This window comes from Helicobacter pylori NCTC 11637 = CCUG 17874 = ATCC 43504 = JCM 12093 (genome assembly GCF_900478295.1).
In the GTDB taxonomy this organism is placed as follows: domain Bacteria; phylum Campylobacterota; class Campylobacteria; order Campylobacterales; family Helicobacteraceae; genus Helicobacter; species Helicobacter pylori.
Genome location: NZ_LS483488.1, coordinates 1,521,210 through 1,540,763, shown reverse-complemented (window position 1 = coordinate 1,540,763; position 19,554 = coordinate 1,521,210). Strand labels below are relative to the sequence as shown.

Annotated in this window: 20 protein-coding genes and 1 pseudogene; 20 read left to right on the top strand and 1 reads right to left on the bottom strand. The window is 38.8% G+C overall.

What is annotated here, in order from left to right; translation table 11 throughout:
• From DQL14_RS07705 to DQL14_RS07645, 13 genes and pseudogenes are all read left to right on the top strand, one after another.
• On the top strand, window positions 1-243 hold the full coding sequence (locus DQL14_RS07705; protein ID WP_024750891.1) for a nuclease: 243 nt from the start codon (window positions 1-3) through the stop codon (window positions 241-243).
• Between the two features lie 9 nt (window positions 244-252).
• Entirely contained in the window at window positions 253-1,566 is a 1,314-nt protein-coding gene (gene miaB, locus DQL14_RS07700; RefSeq protein WP_108169303.1) for a tRNA (N6-isopentenyl adenosine(37)-C2)-methylthiotransferase MiaB, read from the top strand.
• Between the two features lie 39 nt (window positions 1,567-1,605).
• Window positions 1,606-2,259: a lysophospholipid acyltransferase family protein gene (locus DQL14_RS07695; RefSeq protein ID WP_000053514.1), complete on the top strand. Its 654-nt coding sequence runs from the start codon at window positions 1,606-1,608 to the stop codon at window positions 2,257-2,259.
• Window positions 2,252-3,232, top strand: a complete 981-nt coding sequence (locus tag DQL14_RS07690; protein ID WP_108169302.1) for a hypothetical protein — start codon at window positions 2,252-2,254, stop codon at window positions 3,230-3,232. The genes DQL14_RS07695 and DQL14_RS07690 overlap by 8 nt, the downstream gene beginning before the upstream one ends.
• Window positions 3,222-3,755 (top strand): hypothetical protein, encoded by a 534-nt coding sequence (locus DQL14_RS07685; protein ID WP_001212813.1) that lies wholly within the window; start codon window positions 3,222-3,224, stop codon window positions 3,753-3,755. Before DQL14_RS07690 ends, DQL14_RS07685 begins: the two co-directional genes overlap by 11 nt.
• Complete coding sequence (locus tag DQL14_RS07680; protein WP_000803123.1) at window positions 3,752-4,291, top strand: hypothetical protein; 540 nt, start codon at window positions 3,752-3,754, stop codon at window positions 4,289-4,291. The genes DQL14_RS07685 and DQL14_RS07680 overlap by 4 nt, the downstream gene beginning before the upstream one ends.
• Window positions 4,292-4,306: 15 nt before the next feature.
• Window positions 4,307-4,705: a YkgJ family cysteine cluster protein gene (locus DQL14_RS07675; RefSeq protein WP_001150533.1), complete on the top strand. Its 399-nt coding sequence runs from the start codon at window positions 4,307-4,309 to the stop codon at window positions 4,703-4,705.
• Window positions 4,706-4,741: 36 nt separating this feature from the next.
• Complete coding sequence (locus tag DQL14_RS07670; protein ID WP_108169301.1) at window positions 4,742-6,034, top strand: tetratricopeptide repeat protein; 1,293 nt, start codon at window positions 4,742-4,744, stop codon at window positions 6,032-6,034.
• A complete protein-coding gene (locus tag DQL14_RS07665) occupies window positions 6,022-6,579 on the top strand; it encodes a beta/alpha barrel domain-containing protein (protein WP_108169300.1) in 558 nt (185 codons plus the stop codon). Before DQL14_RS07670 ends, DQL14_RS07665 begins: the two co-directional genes overlap by 13 nt.
• Before the next feature lie 56 nt (window positions 6,580-6,635).
• A complete protein-coding gene (locus DQL14_RS07660) occupies window positions 6,636-6,890 on the top strand; it encodes a YfhL family 4Fe-4S dicluster ferredoxin (protein ID WP_000055463.1) in 255 nt (84 codons plus the stop codon).
• A gap of 9 nt (window positions 6,891-6,899) precedes the next feature.
• Window positions 6,900-8,355 (top strand): annotated as a pseudogene (locus DQL14_RS07655) (Ppx/GppA family phosphatase).
• Window positions 8,352-9,362, top strand: a complete 1,011-nt coding sequence (gene waaC, locus DQL14_RS07650; protein WP_108169298.1) for a lipopolysaccharide heptosyltransferase I — start codon at window positions 8,352-8,354, stop codon at window positions 9,360-9,362. The pseudogene DQL14_RS07655 and the gene waaC overlap by 4 nt, the downstream one beginning before the upstream one ends.
• On the top strand, window positions 9,359-10,345 hold the full coding sequence (locus DQL14_RS07645) for a lipid A biosynthesis lauroyl acyltransferase (protein WP_108169297.1): 987 nt from the start codon (window positions 9,359-9,361) through the stop codon (window positions 10,343-10,345). The genes waaC and DQL14_RS07645 overlap by 4 nt, the downstream gene beginning before the upstream one ends.
• Window positions 10,346-10,444: 99 nt before the next feature.
• Here DQL14_RS07645 and tgt read toward each other — a convergent pair whose 3' ends face one another.
• Window positions 10,445-11,560, bottom strand: a complete 1,116-nt coding sequence (gene tgt / locus DQL14_RS07640) for a tRNA guanosine(34) transglycosylase Tgt (RefSeq protein WP_108169296.1) — start codon at window positions 11,558-11,560, stop codon at window positions 10,445-10,447.
• 56 nt (window positions 11,561-11,616) lie between these two features.
• Between tgt and DQL14_RS07635 the strand changes: the two genes are divergently transcribed.
• From DQL14_RS07635 to DQL14_RS07605, 7 genes are read left to right on the top strand one after another with little or no spacing between them, the layout of a single operon-like run.
• Window positions 11,617-13,053 (top strand): COG3400 family protein, encoded by a 1,437-nt coding sequence (locus DQL14_RS07635; protein ID WP_162296891.1) that lies wholly within the window; start codon window positions 11,617-11,619, stop codon window positions 13,051-13,053.
• Between the two features lie 4 nt (window positions 13,054-13,057).
• The gene (aroB, locus tag DQL14_RS07630) at window positions 13,058-14,089 is read left to right on the top strand and encodes a 3-dehydroquinate synthase (RefSeq protein WP_108169294.1); all 1,032 of its coding nucleotides are present in this window, start codon (window positions 13,058-13,060) and stop codon (window positions 14,087-14,089) included.
• Window positions 14,080-15,651 carry a mechanosensitive ion channel family protein gene (locus tag DQL14_RS07625; protein ID WP_108169293.1) on the top strand — a complete coding sequence of 524 codons (1,572 nt, stop codon included), beginning with the start codon at window positions 14,080-14,082 and terminating at the stop codon, window positions 15,649-15,651. The genes aroB and DQL14_RS07625 overlap by 10 nt, the downstream gene beginning before the upstream one ends.
• Window positions 15,648-16,904 (top strand): tRNA (N(6)-L-threonylcarbamoyladenosine(37)-C(2))-methylthiotransferase MtaB, encoded by a 1,257-nt coding sequence (mtaB, locus tag DQL14_RS07620; RefSeq protein WP_108169292.1) that lies wholly within the window; start codon window positions 15,648-15,650, stop codon window positions 16,902-16,904. The genes DQL14_RS07625 and mtaB overlap by 4 nt, the downstream gene beginning before the upstream one ends.
• On the top strand, window positions 16,891-18,543 hold the full coding sequence (locus tag DQL14_RS07615; RefSeq protein ID WP_108169291.1) for an AAA family ATPase: 1,653 nt from the start codon (window positions 16,891-16,893) through the stop codon (window positions 18,541-18,543). Before mtaB ends, DQL14_RS07615 begins: the two co-directional genes overlap by 14 nt.
• Window positions 18,544-18,545: 2 nt before the next feature.
• Window positions 18,546-19,064, top strand: a complete 519-nt coding sequence (bioV, locus tag DQL14_RS07610) for a pimelyl-ACP methyl ester esterase BioV (protein WP_108169290.1) — start codon at window positions 18,546-18,548, stop codon at window positions 19,062-19,064.
• A 12-nt stretch (window positions 19,065-19,076) separates the two neighbouring features.
• Window positions 19,077-19,550, top strand: coding sequence for a DUF4149 domain-containing protein (locus DQL14_RS07605; RefSeq protein ID WP_000713332.1), 474 nt, complete (start codon window positions 19,077-19,079; stop codon window positions 19,548-19,550).
• Window positions 19,551-19,554: the final 4 nt, after the last annotated feature.

Below are 19,554 nucleotides of genomic sequence, written 5' to 3'. Positions count from 1 at the left end.
ATGAAATTAGTTTTAGCCAAGAATACAAGAAAATCAGACGCTAAGAGCGTGGAATTAGAGGATTTGTATCGCAAATTCAGTGAAGACAAGCGTTCTATTTTCTATTTTGCCCCCACAAACGCCCACAAAGACATGCTCAAGGCGGTGGATTTTTTCAAAGAAAAAGGCCATACGGCTTATTTAGATGAGGTGAGGGTCAGCAGCGATGAAAAAGATTTTCTTTATGAATTGCACATTATTTAAAGGCTTGTATTGAAAGTTTATATTGAAACCATGGGTTGTGCCATGAATTCTAGGGATAGCGAGCATTTATTGAGCGAGCTGTCCAAACTAGACTATAAAGAGACTAGCGACCCTAAAGTAGCGGATTTGATTTTAATCAACACTTGTAGCGTGCGCGAAAAGCCTGAACGGAAATTGTTTTCAGAAATCGGTCAATTCGCTAAAATCAAAAAACCCAACGCCAAAATCGGGGTTTGCGGGTGCACTGCAAGCCACATGGGAGCGGATATTTTGAAAAAAGCCCCGAGCGTGAGCTTTGTGTTAGGGGCTAGGAATGTGTCTAAAATCTCTCAAGTGATCCATAAAGAAAAAGCGGTTGAAGTGGCGATTGATTATGATGAAAGCGCGTATGCGTTTGAATTTTTTGAAAAAAAGGCTCAAATCAGATCGTTGCTAAATATCTCTATAGGGTGTGATAAGAAATGCGCTTATTGCATCGTCCCGCACACTAGGGGGAAAGAAATTTCTATCCCTATGGATTTGATTTTAAAAGAAGCTGAGAAATTAGCGAATAACGGCACTAAAGAGCTCATGCTTTTAGGGCAGAATGTGAATAATTATGGTGCGCGTTTCAGCAGCGAGCATGTGAAAGTGGATTTTAGCGATTTGTTGGATAAATTGAGCGAAATTCAAGGCATTGAAAGGATACGATTCACTTCGCCTCACCCCTTGCACATGAACGATGGATTTTTAGAGCGCTTTGCCAAAAACCCTAAAGTGTGCAAGAGTATCCACATGCCCTTACAGAGCGGATCTAGTGCGGTGTTAAAGATGATGCGAAGAGGTTATAGTAAAGAGTGGTTTTTAAATAGGGTGGAGAGGTTAAAAGCTTTAGTGCCTGAAGTGGGCATTAGCACGGATATTATCGTAGGCTTTCCTAATGAGAGCGATAAGGATTTTGAAGACACAATGGAGGTTCTAGAAAAAGTGCGCTTTGACACGCTCTATAGTTTCATTTATTCCCCACGCCCTTTCACTGAAGCGGGAGCTTGGAAGGAGAGAGTGCCGTTAGAAGTTTCATCTTCAAGGTTGGAGAGGTTGCAAAACAGGCACAAAGAAATTTTAGAAGAAAAAGCCAAGCTAGAAGTGGGCAAAACGCATGTGGTGTTGGTGGAAAATAGGCGTGAAATGGATAATCAAATCGTGGGTTTTGAAGGGCGTAGCGATACGGGGAAATTCATTGAAGTAGCGTGTAAAGAAAAAAGAAATCCGGGCGAGCTTGTAAAAGTGGAAATCATTTCTCACTCCAAAGGGCGCTTGATAGCGACCACCAAAGGCAACTAATAAAAATAACCAATGAAAAAGCGGGTTTAAATGCGAGAATTGAGCTTAAAATTTTTCAGGAAAAATATCGTTTTAAAGGTTGTCCCACGCTTGGCGTTTGGAGTCCTTTGGTTGCTGCATAAAACTTGTAAAAACCGCTATTTCTTAGCTCAAAATTTAAAAGAAAAACCCTTTATTGTAAGCTGTTGGCATGGGGAGCTTGGCATGATCGGGTTTGCGTATTTAAGGCTTGAAAAACCTTCTGTTTATGTGATCGCAAGCCAGCATTTTGACGGCTCTATTGCGGCGGGTTTGTTTGAAAGCTTTGGTTTTAAAAACATTAGAGGTTCTAGCAAAAAAGGGGGGGTTAAGGTTTTGATAGAGGGGCTTAAACGATTGAAAGAAGGTTGCGATGTCGCTATCACTCCTGATGGCCCCAAAGGCCCACGACACAGCATAGCGGATGGGGTGATCGCTTTAGCTCAAAAATCAGGCGTGGGGATTAGCGCTTGTCGGGTGGTTTGTAAAAACGCATGGCGGTTGAACACTTGGGATCAATTTGAAATCCCTAAGCCTTTTAGCGAAGTGTATTATTACATGCTAGAATCGGTAATCATCCCTAAAGAATGGGAGCTTTCAAAGGCTAAAGAATATTTAAAGACGCGCATGGATTCTGTTGGGTTTGAAGAATCTCAAAGGGGTTTGGGTGCTTAAAGGGTTAAAAAAAGCGTTTAAAGAGAGGTTTTGCTCTCAAGTGTATATCTCTTTTAATGTGGATCACAATCTTTTATCCACTCAAGTCATAAGGATCAAAAACGATCGCATTAAAGAGAAATTTTTTAAAACTTTTGAGACTAAAGTGGAGACTAAAAATGGTGAAGTCCCTATTCAAGCCTTAAAAATCGCCAGAACTTATAGCCAAAAATACCCCTACACTTATTTCAGCGCGATGAGTAAAGCTAAAGAGGTTTTATGCGAAAAGCAGGCGTTTGAACAAATCAAACAAGAAAATCAAGATTATCATGCTTGTGAAGTCAATCAAAAGTATTGCGTTTATGTGGAATCTAAGGATTTTTTAAAGGATTTCAAGCGTTTTAAAATCCAGGATGTGGATTTTTTGTTTTCGCCTTTTAGCCTTATTTATGATTTTGTGCGCGATCATTTAGAAAATAAGCCGTTGTTGTATTTGCTTTTGGAGCGTTCAAGATTTTATTTTTTGATTGCGGATAAAAAAGAGATTTTTTTAGCCAAATCCGTGTTTTTAGAAGAACAACCTGAAGAGTTTATAGAGAGCAAGGAAGAGGATTCTATGGAAATGGATAATGAGGCTGTGAATTTGTTTTTGAGTGAAATCCAAGAAGATATTGACAGCCTTGAGAAAGCGATAGGCCTAGACAGCAGTAAAGATAATAGCGAAAAAAATGAGGACGCTTATAGTTTGATTGAAGGCATGACGAATATCCCTTTGATTGCAAACGCCTTGCAAGAGGGATTACGTGGCGTCTATCATTCTAGAGAGATAGACTTTGTAGAAAAAGTGGTTGTTTTAGACAGCTGTCAAATCCACCACAAAGCGTTAATGCATTTGCAAGAAACTTTGATGATAGAAGTGGATAGGCTTGATTTTTCTTTAGTGGAGCGCTTGAACATTTTAGCGCGCATGGAGAATGAAAAGCATGCGTTTTAGTTACATTGAGCCAAGAGCGAAATACCTTATCAGCAAGCTTTCTAAAATTTGGGTTTTTTACATTTTTTTATCTTTTGTGGTAATAGGGGGGTTAGTGTGGTTTATGCACAACGCCATTAAAAGCACTCAAGACAACGCGTCCAGTTTGACGATCCAAGAAAGGCTCTATCGCCATGAAATCAGCCGCTTGCAGGTTAAGACTGATGAAACCTTAAAACTCATTAAAGAAGCCAAAAAGCGTTTGAATTACAACGATGATATACGAGATGTTTTGCAAGGGCTTTTGAATATTGTGCCGGATTCCATCACTATTAATAGCATTGAAATAGACCAGCAAAGCGTGGTGGTTAGTGGTAAAACCCCTTCTAAAGAAGCCTTTTATTTTTTGTTTCAAAACAAATTAAACCCCATGTTTGATTATTCTAGGGCGGAATTTTTCCCTTTAAGCGATGGGTGGTTTAATTTTGTCTCCACCAACTTTTCTAATTCCTTACTGATAAAAAACCCGGAGTCTATTAAATGAAACCATTGCATTTTTCACACCTGGACAGAGAACAATCAGGCGATGTAGGGTTTATCATTAAAAACCTTGTTTTTTTAGGGGTTTTTTCCTTATTGGGTTGGCTCAATACCGAGTATTTTCTATGGCCTAGCATGCTGGAATTAAAAAAAATCCTTTTAGAAGAAAATCGTAAAAAAAGCGTTTTAGAATACGCGCAAAGGCATTTTGAAACAGCCCTAACAAACTATCGTAATCAAAAAGAAACCAGCGAATCCTTGTTAAAGATTTTTAATGATGAAGAGTCCAGGCGGATCTTAGAAAAGATTTTAAAAAAATGTTTTGATGCTTATAAAATCAAACCCTTGCTCTCTCAAAACCCCCTTCAAAAAACCCAGTTTTTTATCATGGCCAGAGCGAGCGAATTAGAAAAGACCTATCTTTTTTTCACCTTAATCAACAAGTATTTACCGAGCGCTCAAAGCCAATTGCCCTTAAAAATTTCTAAAGATGATGAAGGGCTGTTGGTGCAATTTAGCGTGAGTATTGATCTCCAATAGGATAGGGGTAGTTTAATGCAAGATTTTGATTTCAGTTTTAATCCTAAGGCATGCGAGGGTTGTGGGGCAAAGTGTTGCGTGGGGGAAAGCGGGTATATTTTTTTGAATATCCAAGAAATGCAACAAATTAGCGCTTTTTTAAAATTGGAATTAGAAGAATTCAGTCAAAAATACGTTAAAAAGGTGGGGTATAAGTTCTCTTTACTAGAAAAAGACGCTAAAGAGTTGGGTTTGGCGTGCGTGTTTTTGGATTTGGAGACGAAAAAATGCCAGATTTATAGCGTGCGCCCTAAGCAATGCCAAACTTTTCCTTTTTGGGAGAGCGTGAAAACTTTCTCTAAAGAGCAAAAAGAAGCTTTTTGTCAAAGCTGTCCGGGCATCACACAAAAAACCAAAGAAACTAAAGTGCGCTAAAATTCACTTTAGTTACACAAAAAAGGAAATAAAATAATGAATATTCAAACAAAGAAAAGATTTTTAGCAAATTTATTGCTTTTTAGCTTGTTTTGCCTTAAGGCTGAAACCCTTTCAGAAGATCATCAAATCCTGTTGAGTTCAGACGCTTTTCATAGAGGGGATTTTGCTGCCGCTCAAAAAGGGTATATGAATCTTTACAAGCAAACCAATAAGGTGGTGTATGCTAAAGAAGCGGCCATTTCAGCGGCGAGTTTAGGGGATATTAAAACCGCTATGCATTTAGCCATGCTCTATCAAAAAATCACCAATAATCGTAACGATGTTTCTATCAATAAGATTTTAGTGGATGGCTATGCGCAAATGGGGCAGATTGATAAGGCGATTGAATTGCTGCACAAAATCCGTAAAGAAGAAAAGACCATAGCCACAGACAATGTGTTAGGGACTTTGTATTTGACTCAAAAGCGTTTGGATAAGGCTTTCCCGTTGTTGAATAAGTTTTATAACCAAGTGCATGATGAAGACAGCCTAGAAAAACTCATTACGATCTATTTTTTGCAAAACCGCAAAAAAGAGGGCTTGGATTTGTTGCAATCTCATATAGACAGGTATGGTTGCTCAGAGCAATTGTGCCAAAAAGCGCTCAACACTTTTACGCAATTTAACGAGCTTGATTTGGCTAAAACGACTTTCGCTCGTTTGTATGAAAAAAACCCTATTGTTCAAAACGCCCAATTTTACATAGGGGTATTAATCTTGTTAAAAGAGTTTGATAAGGCCCAGAAAATCGCAGAATTATTCCCTTTTGACAGGCGTTTGTTGTTGGATTTATACACTGCACAAAAGAAATTCGCTCAAGCTTCCAAACAGGCTTCTTTGATCTATCAAGAAAAAAAAGACCCTAAATTCTTAGGATTAGAGGCCATTTATCATTATGAAAGCTTGAGCGCGAAAAATAAAAAACTCACCAAAGAAGAGATGTTGCCTATCATTCAAAAATTAGAGCAGGCCACCAAAGAGCGCCAGCAAATACTCGCTAAAACCAAAGATAAAGAAGACGCACAAGACGCTTTCTTTTATAATTTTTTAGGGTATTCCTTAATAGATTATGACATGGATATTAAAAGGGGCATGGATTTTGTGAGGAAAGCCTTAGCGTTGGATTCTGGATCAGTGCTTTATTTGGATTCTTTAGCATGGGGTTATTACAAATTGGGGAATTGTTTGGAGGCTAAAAAAATCTTTTCTAGCATCGCTAAAGAGTCTATCCAAGCCGAACCCGAATTAAAAGAGCACAATAAGATCATTCAAGAATGCAAGAAATAGGGATTTTAGAAAATTTACAAAAAAGCTTGGCCTTAAAAGAGGGCATGCTTTCTTATGAAATGTTAGGTAAAAGCCTGTCGTATAACCCTTACTTGCCTAGAGTCATTCCTCAAACTAAAGATTGCGTTTTTGTAACCCCTGATGAGGTTTTAGGAAAGCTTTTGAAAGAAAACACCCACGCCGATTGCGTCATTGTCAATTTCAAAGGATTATACGAAATAGGCGCACCAAGCGTGTTTGATTTAGAAATCTTAGGGTTGTTGCGCCGGCATGCGAGCTCTTTGATAGTCCATCAGGATCTTTTTATCAGCCATTACCAGCTTTTAGAATCGCTTGTTCAAGGCTCTGATGGGGTCATTTTAGATGAAGAGCTTTTAAAAGAAGATTTAAAGGGCATGGTAGAATTTTCTTGGCGTTTGGGCTTGAGTGTGTTTGTAGAAACCCACAAACAAGACTACACTCATTTAAAAGATTTAGGGGTTTTAGGCGTGCTAGAAATTAGCCCCCATTCTTATAATCAAAAAAAAATAGTCTTTTTAGATTGAATTTTAAGCTAATTTTGAGTAAAAATCGTATTCAAACTTTTTAAAAGGAGTTAGTCATGTCATTATTGGTGAATGATGAATGCATTGCGTGCGATGCTTGCAGAGAAGAATGCCCTAGTGAGGCGATTGAAGAGGGCGATCCCATTTATAATATTGATCCAGACAGATGCACGGAGTGTTACGGGTATGATGATGATGAGCCTCGTTGCGTGAGCGTATGCCCTGTAGATGCGATTTTACCGGATCCTAACAATGCTGAGAGCAAAGAGGAATTGAAATACAAATACGAAAGCTTAAAAGAGCAAGATTAAAGGCTAGCAATGGCTAAAATCACAACCGTGATTGATATAGGCTCTAATTCAGTGCGTTTGGCTGTCTTTAAAAAGACGAGCCAGTTTGGGTTTTACTTGCTTTTTGAGACTAAGTCTAAGGTTAGGATTTCAGAGGGCTGTTATGCGTTTAGTGGAATCTTACAAGAAATCCCCATGCAAAGAGCCGTTAAAGCCTTGAGCGAATTTAAAGAAATCGCCCTCAAATACAAAAGTAAAAAAATCTTGTGTGTGGCGACCTCAGCGGTGCGCGATGCCCCTAACAGATTAGAGTTTGTAGCGAGGGTGAAAAAGGCTTGCGGTTTGCAAATCAAAATCATTGATGGGCAAAAAGAAGCGCTCTATGGCGGGATTGCGTGCGCGAATTTGTTGCATAAAAATTCAGGGATCACGATAGATATTGGAGGGGGTAGCACCGAGTGTGCGTTGATTGAAAAAGGCAAGATTAAGGATCTCATCTCGCTTGATGTTGGCACGATTCGCATTAAAGAAATGTTTTTAGACAAAGACTTAGAGGTCAAACTGGCTAAAGCCTTTATCCAAAAAGAGGTCTCTAAACTGCCCTTTAAGCATAAAAACGCCTTTGGGGTGGGGGGGACGATCAGAGCGTTGAGTAAGATACTCATGAAACGCTTTGATTACCCTATTGATTCTTTGCATGGTTATGAAATAGATGCGCATAAAAATTTAGCGTTCATTGAAAAAATCGTCATGCTCAAAGAAGATCAATTACGGCTTTTGGGGGTGAATGAAGAGCGTTTGGATAGCATCAGGAGCGGGGCGTTGATTCTATCAGTCGTTTTGGAGCATTTAAAAACTTCTTTGATGATCACTAGCGGCGTAGGGGTGAGAGAAGGCGTGTTTTTAAGCGATTTATTGCGCCACCATTACCATAAATTCCCCCCCAATATCAACCCCTCTCTCATCTCTTTAAAAGATCGCTTTTTGCCCCATGAAAAGCACAGCCAAAAGGTCAAAAAAGAATGCGTGAAATTGTTTGAAGCCTTATCGCCTTTGCATAAAATAGATGAAAAATACCTTTTCCATTTAAAGATTGCGGGGGAATTAGCGAGCATGGGTAAGATTTTAAGCGTCTATTTAGCCCACAAGCACAGCGCGTATTTTATTTTAAACGCTTTGAGTTATGGCTTTAGCCACCAGGATAGAGCGATCATTTGCTTATTAGCCCAATTCAGCCATAAAAAAATCCCTAAAGACAACGCTATCGCCCACATGAGCGCGATGATGCCAAGCCTTTTGACCTTACAATGGCTGAGTTTTATCCTTTCTTTAGCCGAAAATTTGTGCCTAACAGACAGCCATCATTTAAAATACACGCTAGAAAAAAAACAAGCTTGTGATCCATTCTAATGACACGCTTTACTTGGCTAAAGAAATGCTCCCCAAACTCGTTAAGCCCATTCCTTTGACGATAGAGTTTGCTTGAAAATAGCGATTGTCAGGCTTTCAGCGCTTGGGGATATTATCGTGAGCGCGGTGTTTTTGGCGGCTATCAAAGAGTGTCTGCCTAACGCCCAAATAGAATGGTTCGTGGATGAAAGATTTAGTGCGATTTTAGAGCATTCCCCCTATATTGATAAATTACACCCCATCGCTTTAAAAAGCGCGCTTAAAACCTTGAACCCTTTGAAGATTTTCAAACTTTTTAAATCTTTAAGGGCTTATGAATACGATATAATCATTGACATGCAAGGCCTAGTCAAATCCGCTCTCATCACGCAAATGTTGAAAGCCCCTAAAAAAGTCGGCTTTGATTACGCTTCGGCTAGGGAGGGTTTGAGCGCGTTTTTTTACTCGCAAAAAGTTTCTATCGCTTATGATGAGCCCATTTTAAAGCGTAATTTCATGCTCCTATCCCATGCCCTAAACTTGCCTAAAAACGAAATTTCAGAGAGCTTAAGCTCTAGGGCTAAAGTGTTTTCTTACCAAGATTCTCCAAAAATCAATGCGTTAAATTTGAATGAAAATAAACCAAAAATCCTTTTTGTTTTAGAAACTTCTAAAATCAATAAAACTTACCCCACAGAGCGTTTTAAAGAGCTAGCGTTAGCGTTAGAAAATTTTCAAATTTGCTTGTTATGGCATGCTGATGAAAAGAAAGCCACTACGCTTTATCACGCTTTAAAACACCAACGCGATGTGTTATTGCTCCCTAAACTCACTTTAAACGAGGTTAAGGCGTTACTCTTTAAAATGGACGTGATTATTGGGGGCGATACGGGTATCACGCATTTAGCATGGGCGTTGCAAAAAGCCAGCATCACCCTTTATGGCAACACGCCCATGGAGCGTTTTAAATTAGAAAGCCCGATCAATGTTTCGCTCACCGGCAATTCAAACGCCAGCTATCATAAAAAGGATTTTTCTATCCAAAACATAGATCCTAAAAAAATTAAAGAATGCGTTTTAAACATTTTAAAGGAAAAAGAATGACTTACAAAGAACGACTCATACACGAAAAAATATTGAAACAAGACGACAAGGGTTTTAAAACAGAACTGCGCATTTTGAGCATTTTTATCGTGGAATCTTTAGTGAATATTTTGGGGTTTATGTTGGCTAAAATGCCCCATTCGTGGTTTTTAAGGTGCATTAAAGCTGTGGCGTGGCTCATGAAAACTTTTGATAAGCGCCGTTATTTTGACGCTAAAGCCAATTTGGATTTTGTGTTTGGGGATTCTAAAAGCGAAGAAGAGAAAAAAAGGATTATTAAAAAGGGTTATGAAAATTTTGCTTTCATTATTTTAGAAACCATTAGAGTGATCTTTATCCCTAAAGATGAATACGACGCTCGTTTCACGCTCATCAATGAAGAAAATGTGTGGAAGTCTTTAAACAAGGAAGGCCAAGCGATCACTTTATGCATGCATTTTGGCTATTGGGAAGCGGTAGGCACGACTTTAGCGCAATATTATAAGGATTATGGTAGGGGGTGCTTGGGGCGTTTGACTAAATTCGCCCCCATCAACCACATGATCATGAGCAGGCGAGAAGCGTTTGGGGTGCGTTTTGTCAATAAAGTGGGAGCGATGAAAGAACTCATTAAAATGTATAATCAAGGCAACGGCCTTGTGGGGATTTTAGTGGATCAAAATGTCGTGCCTAAAGATGGGGTGGTGGTGAAATTTTTCAATAAAGACGCTACGCACACCACGATCGCTTCTATTTTATCGCGCCGTTACAATATAGACATCCAGCCGGTATTCATTGATTTTAATGACGATTATTCGCATTATACAGCGACTTATTACGAAAGTATCCGCTCTAAAATCACCGATAACGCTGAGAACGATATTTTAGAATGCACGCAAGCCCAAGCGAGTTTGTGCGAAGAAGTGATTAGAAACCACCCGGAAAGTTATTTTTGGTTCCACAGGCGTTTTAAAAGCACCCACCCTGAGATTTATCAAAGATAGGGTTTTGTTTTAATCAAAAATTAAAAACTAAAGCCTTATTTTTAAGAAAACTTTTATTGATGATAAAAAACGCTTTTTAGTATTTTTGCATTCCATCATTCAATGAGAGCGGGAGTGATATTTCTCCAAAAACTCTTTTTTAAAACTTAAAAACCGCTTTTCTAAAATGGCGTTTCTGGCGTTTTTAACCAACTCTAAATAAAAATGCAAATTGTGCAAGCTGGCCAAACGAGCGTAAGTGAGTTCTTTAGCCCTAAAGAGATGGTGCAAATAGGCTTTAGAATAGCGTTTGCAAGCATAACAAGCGCAATTTTCTTCAATAGGGGTATCATCCAATTTATAGGGCGCGTTTTTGATAGAAATTTTGCCAGAATGCGTGAAAAGGGTAGCGTTTCTGGCGTTTCTGGTGGGCATCACGCAATCAAACATATCCACCCCCAAACCGATAGCGTCTAGGATATTTTCAGGCGTGCCTACGCCCATTAAATAGCGAGGCTTGTCTTTAGGGAGCAAGGGGGCGGTGTGCGCGATGGTTTCTAGCATTTCATCAGCGCTTTCCCCCACCGCTAAACCGCCTATAGCATAGCCATCAAAACCCTCATGCGTTAATCCCACGCTAAGGCTGCGCATTTTCAAATGCGTTCCGCCCTGGATAATGGCAAAAAGGTTGTTGCTCGGGCGGTTTTTTTGCTTGTGGTATTCTAGGCTAAGATTCGCCCATTTAGCGCTTCTTTTAATGGATTCTTCAAGGCGTTTTAAGGGAGCGGGCAAGCCCACTAAATCGTCTAAAACCATCATAATATCGCTATTCAAAGAATATTGAATGTCTAAAACTTTAGTGGGCGTGAATAGATGCTTGCTCCCATCAATATGGGATTTAAAAACAATCCCGTCTTCTTGCAATTTGACGTTATCGCTCAAACTGAAGGCTTGAAACCCTCCGCTATCGGTTAAAAAACTCCCCTGAAATTGAGCGAAACGATGCAAGCCCCCTAATTGTTCAACCACTTTCTCACCCGGCCTTAAATACATGTGATAGGTGTTGGCTAAAATGAGTTTAGCGCCTAAAATTTCTTGCATATCCATAGCGTCTAAAGATTTGATGCAGCCTTGCGTGCCTACTGGCATAAAAACAGGCGTTGCCACTTGAGAATGGGCTAAATTTAAAAGACCAGCTCGCGCGTGTTTGTCAGTCGCTTGGAGTTGAAAATCCATCGTTTAAGCCTTAATCTTGGATATAATGGCGTAATCATTTTTTAGGAAGTTTGGAATTGAAAAAAATCGCCCTTATTTTAGATGGCATTGTAGCAAAAAATTTTTTAGACTTGGTGCTAAGGCATTATTCTAATCATAATTTTTATATAGTGGTTGTCAAAAATGAGAGCCTTATCCCTAAAAACTACCCGAGCACTTTCGCTTTTCATTGTTTTGATGCGACTTCTAGTTTCAGGCTTTTGCAAGTGTTAAACGATGAGGTGAGCGATGCGTTTTTAATCATACAAGATTTTAAAGAACAGCGCATCATTCATAAAATCATTCAAACCCATTTCAAACGCATGCGCGTGGTTTTGAGCGTGAAAAAAGATAGCGAAAAAACCTTAGAAAACAATGAAGAAAATAAAGATGAAAAGCTTATTTTGATTGATGAATTTGAAGTTTTAGCCAATAAATTCATTTCTCGTTTGCCCAATATCCCTAGCACTCCTAGAGAGTTTGGGTTAGGCAAGGGCGAGATCATGGAGATTGATGTGCCTTTTGGGAGCATTTTTGCTTACAGGCATATTGGCTCTATCAGGCAAAAAGAATACAGGATTGTAGGGCTTTATCGTAACGATGTTTTGTTGCTCTCCACTAAATCTTTAGTTATCCAGCCACGAGACATTCTCTTAGTGGCGGGTAATCCTGAAATTTTAAATGCGGTGTATCTCCAGGTCAAAAGCAACGTGGGGCAGTTCCCAGCCCCCTTTGGTAAGAGCATTTATTTATACATTGATATGCGTTTGCAGAACAGAAAAGCGATGATGCGCGATGTGTATCAAGCCTTGTTTTTGCACAAACGTTTAAAGAGCTACAAGCTCTACATTCAGGTTTTACACCCCACTAGCCCTAAGTTTTACCATAAATTTTTAGCGCTAGAAACCGAAAGCATTGAAGTGAATTTTGATTTTTACAGGAAAAGTTTTATCCAAAAACTTCATGAAGACCACCAAAAAAAAATGGGTTTGATTGTGGTAGGCAGAGAGCTTTTTTTATCTAAAAAACACCGAAAGGCCTTGTATAAAACAGCCACCCCAGTTTATAAAACCAACACTTCCGGCTTGTCTAAAACCTCTCAAAGCGTGGTGGTATTGAATGAAAGCTTGGATATTAATGAGGACATGTCTTCAGTGATCTTTGATGTGTCTATGCAAATGGATTTGGGCTTGTTGCTCTATGATTTTGATCCTAACAGGCGCTATAAAAACGAGATTGTCAATCATTATGAAAATTTAGCCAACACGCTCAACCGCAAGATTGAGATTTTCCAAACCGATATTAGAAATCCTATCATGTATCTCAATTCTTTAAGAAATCCCATTTTGCATTTCATGCCTTTTGAAGAGTGCATCACGCACACGCGCTTTTGGTGGTTTTTATCCACTAAAGTGGAAAAATTAGCGTTTTTAAACGATGATAACCCTCAAATTTTTATCCCCATAGCGGAGTGAAAGAATGCAAGAAATTGTAATCCCTTTAAAAGAAAAAAGCTATAAAGTGTTTTTGGGGGAACTGCCTGAAATAAAATTGAAACAAAAAGCCCTCATCATTAGCGATAGCATCGTGGCCGGGTTGCATTTATCGTATTTATTAGAGCGCTTGAAAGCCTTAGAAGTCAGAGTGTGCGTGATAGAGTCCGGAGAAAAATACAAGAATTTTCATTCATTAGAGCGCATTTTAAACAACGCCTTTGAAATGCAATTAAACCGCCATTCTTTAATGATAGCCCTTGGTGGGGGAGTCATAAGCGATATGGTGGGGTTTGCGAGCAGTATTTATTTCAGGGGGATTGATTTTATTAATATCCCTACGACTTTACTTTCTCAAGTGGATGCGAGCGTGGGGGGGAAAACAGGGATCAATACGCCTTATGGCAAGAACTTAATCGGATCGTTTTACCAGCCTAGAGCGGTTTATATTGATCTGGCTTTTTTAAAAACCCTTGAAAAAAGGGAATTTCAAGCAGGGGTGGCTGAAATCATTAAAATGGCGGTGTGTTTTGATAAAAACTTGATAGAAACATTGGAAACAAAGGATTTAAAAGATTGTTTAGAAGAAGTGGTTTTTCAAAGCGTTAATATCAAAGCTCAAGTTATTATACAAGATGAAAAAGAGCAAAATATCAGGGCCGGGTTGAACTATGGGCATACCTTTGGGCATGCGATAGAAAATGAGACCAATTATGAGCGATTTTTGCATGGCGAAGCGATCGCTATTGGCATGCGCATGGCTAATGATTTAGCCCTTTCTTTAGGCATGCTCACTCTAAAAGAATGCGAACGCATAGAAAATTTATTGAAAAAATTTGATTTGATATTCCATTACAAAATCCTTGATCTTCAAAAATTTTACGAACGCTTGTTTTTAGACAAAAAAAGCGAAAATAAGACAATCAAATTCATTCTGCCCAAAGGCGTTGGAGCGTTTGAGGTTGCCTCTCATATCCCTAAAGAAACGATCATAAAGGTGTTAGAAAAATGGCATTAAGGGTATTATTATTCTTTTGTTTTTTGTTTTTACAAGCAGAAGATAAAAGCCAAGAGCTATTGTCCATACAAAAACAAATGGCTTTGGTGGATAAAAAACTCGCTAAAGACGATAATGTGTGGTTGAAAAAATTTGAAAACTATAAGATCTACAATCAAATTTATACCGAAAAAGAGAGCGTGAGGCAGGAATTAAGGCGTTTAAAAAACAAAAAAAGCAAGGATTTATTAAAGATTAGCACCTTAGAGCATACCTTAAAGGCTTTAGAATCCCAGCAAAAAATGTTTGAAAGCTATGGGGTCAATCCTTTTAAGGACTTGATAGAGCGCCCCAATATCCCCAATATCCCTAATATCGCTAACCCTATTGCGATCATTGATGGCATTTCTTTCATTAAAAGCATGCGTTTAAAGCATGAAAGTCTCAAAAGCAATCAGACTGCTTTAGAAGAAGTTTTAAAGCTTTTAGATCAAAAACACCAGCTTTTAAATCAGTGGCACGCTTTGGATAAAAGCGCGAAACTAAGCGATGAGATTTATCAAACTCAAGCCAAACGCTTGGAATTGCAAGGGGCTCAAAATATTTTAAAAACCACGATTGGGATTTTCCAAAAAGACAGCGATGAGGCTATAAGCATTGTCAAATCTCAAGTTAAAAACCAGCTTTTTAAATTGATTTATGTGTTTTTGGCAGCCCTTTTGAGCGTGGTGTTTGCTTGGATTTTAAAAATCATTTCCAGTAAATACATTGAAAATAATGAGCGCGTCTATACCGTGAATAAAGCCATTAACTTCGTGAATGTGAGCGTGATCATTTTGATCTTTCTTTTTTCTTATTTAGAGAATGTTACTTACTTGGTAACGGTTTTAGGCTTTGCGAGCGCGGGTTTAGCGATTGCGATGAAAGATTTGTTCATGAGCTTGCTTGGGTGGTTTATTATTTTGATTGGGGGGAGCGTGCATGTGGGCGATAGGGTGCGTATCGCTAAGGGGACGGATATTTTTATTGGCGATGTGCTAGATATTTCTATGCTGCACATTACGATTTTAGAAGATGTAACCTTTACCACTTATACGAACAACAGGAGAGCGGGCCGGATTATTTTTGTGCCTAATAATTATATTTTCACCACCATGTTTGCTAATTACAGCCATTTTGGGATGAAAACGGTTTGGGATGGGGTGGATTTTTGCGTTACATTTGATTCTGATTTTAAAAAAGCTTCTAAAATTGTGCTCAACATCGCTACAGAATTGTCTAAAGAATACACGGATATCACCTATAAACAGCTCAATAAAATGCGCGACCGGTATTCTTTAAGGAGTTTGAGCGTGAAGCCTCGATGCTTTTTGATGCCTGAAAATAACGGGATAAAAATCTCGGTGTGGTATCAAACCAATTCGTATGCGACCTTGTCTTTAAGGAGCAAGATTGTGGCTGAAATCGTTGAAGCTTTTTTAAAAGAAGAAAATATCCATATCGCTTATACGACCAGCAAGCTGCTTAAAGTGGATGCTGATGCTCTAGGCGATGGTTTTGGGAATAAAAGGGAACAAAAATGAAAAAAGTCTATTTCAAAACTTTTGGGTGCAGGACGAATCTTTTTGACACGCAAGTGATGGGCGAGAATTTGAAAGACTTTAGTGCGACTTTAGAAGAACAAGAAGCCGATATTATTGTGATCAATTCTTGCACCGTGACCAATGGAGCCGATAGCGCGGTAAGGAGTTACGCTAAAAAAATGGTGCGATTAAATAAAGAAGTGCTATTTACTGGTTGCGGGGTGAAAACCCAAGGCAAAGAGCTTTTTGAAAAAGGGTTTTTAAAGGGCGTTTTTGGGCATGATAATAAAGAAAAGATTAATGCGCTTTTACAAGAAAAAAAGCGTTTTTTTATAGATGACAATTTAGAAAACAAGCACTTAGACACCACGATGGTGAGCGAGTTTGTGGGAAAAACTAGGGCGTTTATCAAGATCCAAGAAGGCTGTGATTTTGATTGCAATTATTGCATTATCCCAAGCGTGAGAGGGAGGGCTAGGAGTTTTGAAGAGAGGAAAGTTTTAGAGCAAGTGGGCCTTTTATGCTCTAAAGGGGTTCAAGAAGTGGTTTTAACCGGCACCAATGTGGGGAGCTATGGGAAAGATAGAGGAAGCAATATCGCGCGATTGATTAAAAAATTAAGCCAGATTGCTGGATTAAAACGCATAAGGATTGGGAGCTTAGAACCTAATCAAATCAACGATGAATTTTTAGAGCTTTTAGAAGAGGATTTTTTAGAAAAACATTTGCATATCGCTTTACAGCACAGCCATGATTTCATGCTAGAGAGGATGAACCGAAGAAACCGCACTAAAAGCGATAGGGAATTATTAGAAACAATCGCTTCTAAGAATTTTGCTATCGGCACGGATTTTATTGTAGGGCATCCGGGCGAGAGCGAAAGCGTTTTTGAAAAAGCGTTTAAAAATTTAGAAAACTTGCCTTTAACGCACATCCACCCTTTTATTTACAGCAAACGAAAAGACACCCCCTCTAGCTTGATGCTTGATAGCGTGAGTTTGGAAGATTCTAAAAAGCGTTTGAATGCGATTAAGGATTTGATTTTGCATAAAAATAAGGCGTTCAGGCAATTGCAACTCAATCTCAACACGCCCCTAAAAGCCTTAGTGGAAGCGCAAAAAGACGGCGAATTTAAAGCCTTAGATCAATTTTTTAACCCCATTAAAATCAAAAGCGATAAGCCTTTAAGGGCCAGTTTTTTAGAAATCAAAGAGTATGAAATTAAGGAGAGGGAAAATCATGCCGTTTTCTAAAAATTTAGAAAACCTCACCGCTCCCTTCAAACGCATTAAAAACCGCTCGCTTGTTTTGGCGTTAGGGTTTTTGATCCTTACTTTTTGCTTGCTTCTTTTTTTAATTTTAAGCGATGTTTCTAGGCTCATATCGGGTAAGGACTTTTTTTATGTGATCCAATCTCACCCTAAGCAAACTCTAATTGAAGATGAAAATTATTTTTATGCTAACAAGGGTCTTTATAAAACCAACAAAGAAGCCTTTTTGAGAGCCTATAAAATCCCAGAAAGCATGCCCATAGAAAAACGAGAAAATTTAAGCAAGGTTTCTAAAATCTTTTTAGCGTTGCTTTTTTTTATTTCTAGCATGCTTTTTGGGATCTTTTGGCGCTTGCCTAAACGATTGGACACTAAAATGAGTTTAGAAAGCGCGACTAAAAACGAATTAGAAAATGCATTCCAGCGATACGATGCGCTAGGGGTGCATTTTGAAGACATTGCAGGGGTGGATGAAGTCAAAGAAGAATTACTAGAAGTGATAGATTATTTAAAAAACCCTAAAAAATACCAGGATTTAGGGATTTTTCTCCCTAAAGGCGTGCTTTTAATCGGGCCTCCTGGAGTGGGGAAAACCATGATCGCTAAAGCCTTAGCGAGTGAAGCCAGAGTGCCGTTTTTTTATGAAAGCGGGAGCGCGTTTTCTCAAATTTATGTGGGGGCTGGGGCTAAAAAAGTGCATGAACTTTTCATGCACGCTAAAAGGCATGCCCCCTCTATTATTTTTATTGATGAAATTGACGCTTTGGGTAAGGCTAGGGGAGGGCATAGGAGCGATGAGAGAGAGGCCACGCTCAATCAGCTTTTAACCGAAATGGATGGGTTTTTAAAAAACGATGAGGTGGTGGTGATAGGAGCGACTAACCAAATGGAAGTGATGGATGAAGCGCTATTAAGGAGCAAGCGTTTTGATCGACGCATTTTCATTTCTTTACCGGATTTACTAGAAAGGCAGAGCATTTTAGAAAAGCTTTTAGAGAACAAAAAGCATGCGCTCAATTATCTTAAGATCGCTAAAATTTGCGTGGGTTTTAGCGGGGCGATGTTAGCGACTTTAATCAATGAAAGCGCTCTAAACGCCCTCAAACACGAACGAAACGAAATCGCTGAGAGCGACATTTTAGAAGTGAAAGACAAGATCGCTTACGGCAAGAAAAAGCCCCAAACTTTAGACGAAAACCAAAAAGAATTAGTCGCTTTGTATCAAAGCGCGAAAGCCTTGAGCGCGTATTGGCTAGAAATTGAATTTGATAAAGCACCAATATTAGGGGAATTTATCGCTTTTAATGAAAATAAAATCCATAGTGAGAGCGAGATTAAAAATTACATTAAAGTGTATTTGAGCGGGACGATTATTTTAGAGTTGCTTTATAAGGAGCGTTATAGTCTGTCTAAACAAGATTTGCAAAAAGCGAAATTTTTGAATGAATTTATGGCCAGTGAGCTTCTTTTAGCCCCTACAAAAGAGTCTTTAAGCGTTCTTTATGAAGAGCAACTGGAGTTTTTAAAGCCGCAAATTGCAGCTTGCAAGCGATTAAGCACTCTACTATTAGAGCAAGAATATTTAGAACATTCCAATTTGTATGATTTGTTGAACGGGTGAAAATGCGTTTTTTTAGTGGTTTTGGGTTCGTTAATGAAAGCGTTTTGTTTGAAGAGTGGCTTTTAAAAGGGGCTTATGATATCTCAGGCTTTTCTATGGGGGCGATTAAAGCGATAGAATACGCTTATAGTGAAGTCTTGCAACAACGGCGCATCCATTCTTTGTTATTGTTTTCGCCTTGCATGTTAGCGCATAAGAGTTTGGCGTTCAAACGATTGCAACTTTCTTCGTTTCAAAAAGATCCGCAAAGTTACATGGATAACTTTTATAAGGAAGTGGGATTGGACGCCAAATTGGAGCGTTTTAAAAAAATGGGTTCTTTAGAAGAATTAGAATTTTTATTGAATTACAAGTATAGTGATTCTATAATTAGACTTTTATTAGAAAAAGGCGTGAAGATTGAAGTGTTTATCGGGTTAAAGGACAGGATCACTGACATTCAAGCCCTTTTAGAATTTTTTATGCCTTTAGTTCAAGTGTGGCAGTTTAAGGATTGTAACCATTTGTTGCAAAAATCTTAAAAAAGGTGGAAGATGAAAAAATTTGGTTTAGGGGTGTATTTGCTTCTTTTAGGTATTTTGGGCGGCTCTTTGATCATTCTAGGAGCGATAGTCGCGCCCATTGTTTTCAAAGCTTCAAGCATTTTACCTGAATTGAATCTAACGCCTTTTGAGAGCGGGAAACTCATGGCGCAAATCTTTGTGCGTTTCAATTATGTTTTAGGCGCGATCGGTTTTGTGGTGTTACTTTATGAAATCATTTCGTTTATCTACTATAAAAGATCGTTAGTGTATTTGATCCTTGGCGTGGCGATAGGGGCGTTGTGCTTGCTCTTTGTTTTTTATTACACGCCTTATATTTTAAACGCTCAAAAAGCGGGCGAAGCCGCGCTTCAAAGCGCTGAATTTGCCCGCTCGCACGCTCAAAGCGAATGGCTGTTTAAGGAATTGTTTGTGCTGGTGTGCGCTTTGTTTTTTTGGCGTTTGCTTGGAAAAAATGCGGTTTGATTTA

What these genes read in the sequence shown, in the direction of transcription:
- DQL14_RS07685 (WP_001212813.1), top strand. Translation starts at nt 3,222, where the DNA reads ATGCGTTTTAGTTACATTGAGCCAAGAGCGAAATACCTTATCAGCAAG.
- DQL14_RS07625 (WP_108169293.1), top strand. Translation starts at nt 14,080, where the DNA reads ATGGCATTAAGGGTATTATTATTCTTTTGTTTTTTGTTTTTACAAGCA.
- mtaB (WP_108169292.1), top strand. Translation starts at nt 15,648, where the DNA reads ATGAAAAAAGTCTATTTCAAAACTTTTGGGTGCAGGACGAATCTTTTT.
- DQL14_RS07615 (WP_108169291.1), top strand. Translation starts at nt 16,891, where the DNA reads ATGCCGTTTTCTAAAAATTTAGAAAACCTCACCGCTCCCTTCAAACGC.
- tgt (WP_108169296.1), bottom strand. Translation starts at nt 11,560, where the DNA reads ATGGATTTTCAACTCCAAGCGACTGACAAACACGCGCGAGCTGGTCTT.
- DQL14_RS07680 (WP_000803123.1), top strand. Translation starts at nt 3,752, where the DNA reads ATGAAACCATTGCATTTTTCACACCTGGACAGAGAACAATCAGGCGAT.
- DQL14_RS07645 (WP_108169297.1), top strand. Translation starts at nt 9,359, where the DNA reads ATGACTTACAAAGAACGACTCATACACGAAAAAATATTGAAACAAGAC.
- DQL14_RS07660 (WP_000055463.1), top strand. Translation starts at nt 6,636, where the DNA reads ATGTCATTATTGGTGAATGATGAATGCATTGCGTGCGATGCTTGCAGA.
- DQL14_RS07665 (WP_108169300.1), top strand. Translation starts at nt 6,022, where the DNA reads ATGCAAGAAATAGGGATTTTAGAAAATTTACAAAAAAGCTTGGCCTTA.
- DQL14_RS07675 (WP_001150533.1), top strand. Translation starts at nt 4,307, where the DNA reads ATGCAAGATTTTGATTTCAGTTTTAATCCTAAGGCATGCGAGGGTTGT.
- DQL14_RS07605 (WP_000713332.1), top strand. Translation starts at nt 19,077, where the DNA reads ATGAAAAAATTTGGTTTAGGGGTGTATTTGCTTCTTTTAGGTATTTTG.
- aroB (WP_108169294.1), top strand. Translation starts at nt 13,058, where the DNA reads ATGCAAGAAATTGTAATCCCTTTAAAAGAAAAAAGCTATAAAGTGTTT.
- DQL14_RS07670 (WP_108169301.1), top strand. Translation starts at nt 4,742, where the DNA reads ATGAATATTCAAACAAAGAAAAGATTTTTAGCAAATTTATTGCTTTTT.
- bioV (WP_108169290.1), top strand. Translation starts at nt 18,546, where the DNA reads ATGCGTTTTTTTAGTGGTTTTGGGTTCGTTAATGAAAGCGTTTTGTTT.
- DQL14_RS07705 (WP_024750891.1), top strand. Translation starts at nt 1, where the DNA reads ATGAAATTAGTTTTAGCCAAGAATACAAGAAAATCAGACGCTAAGAGC.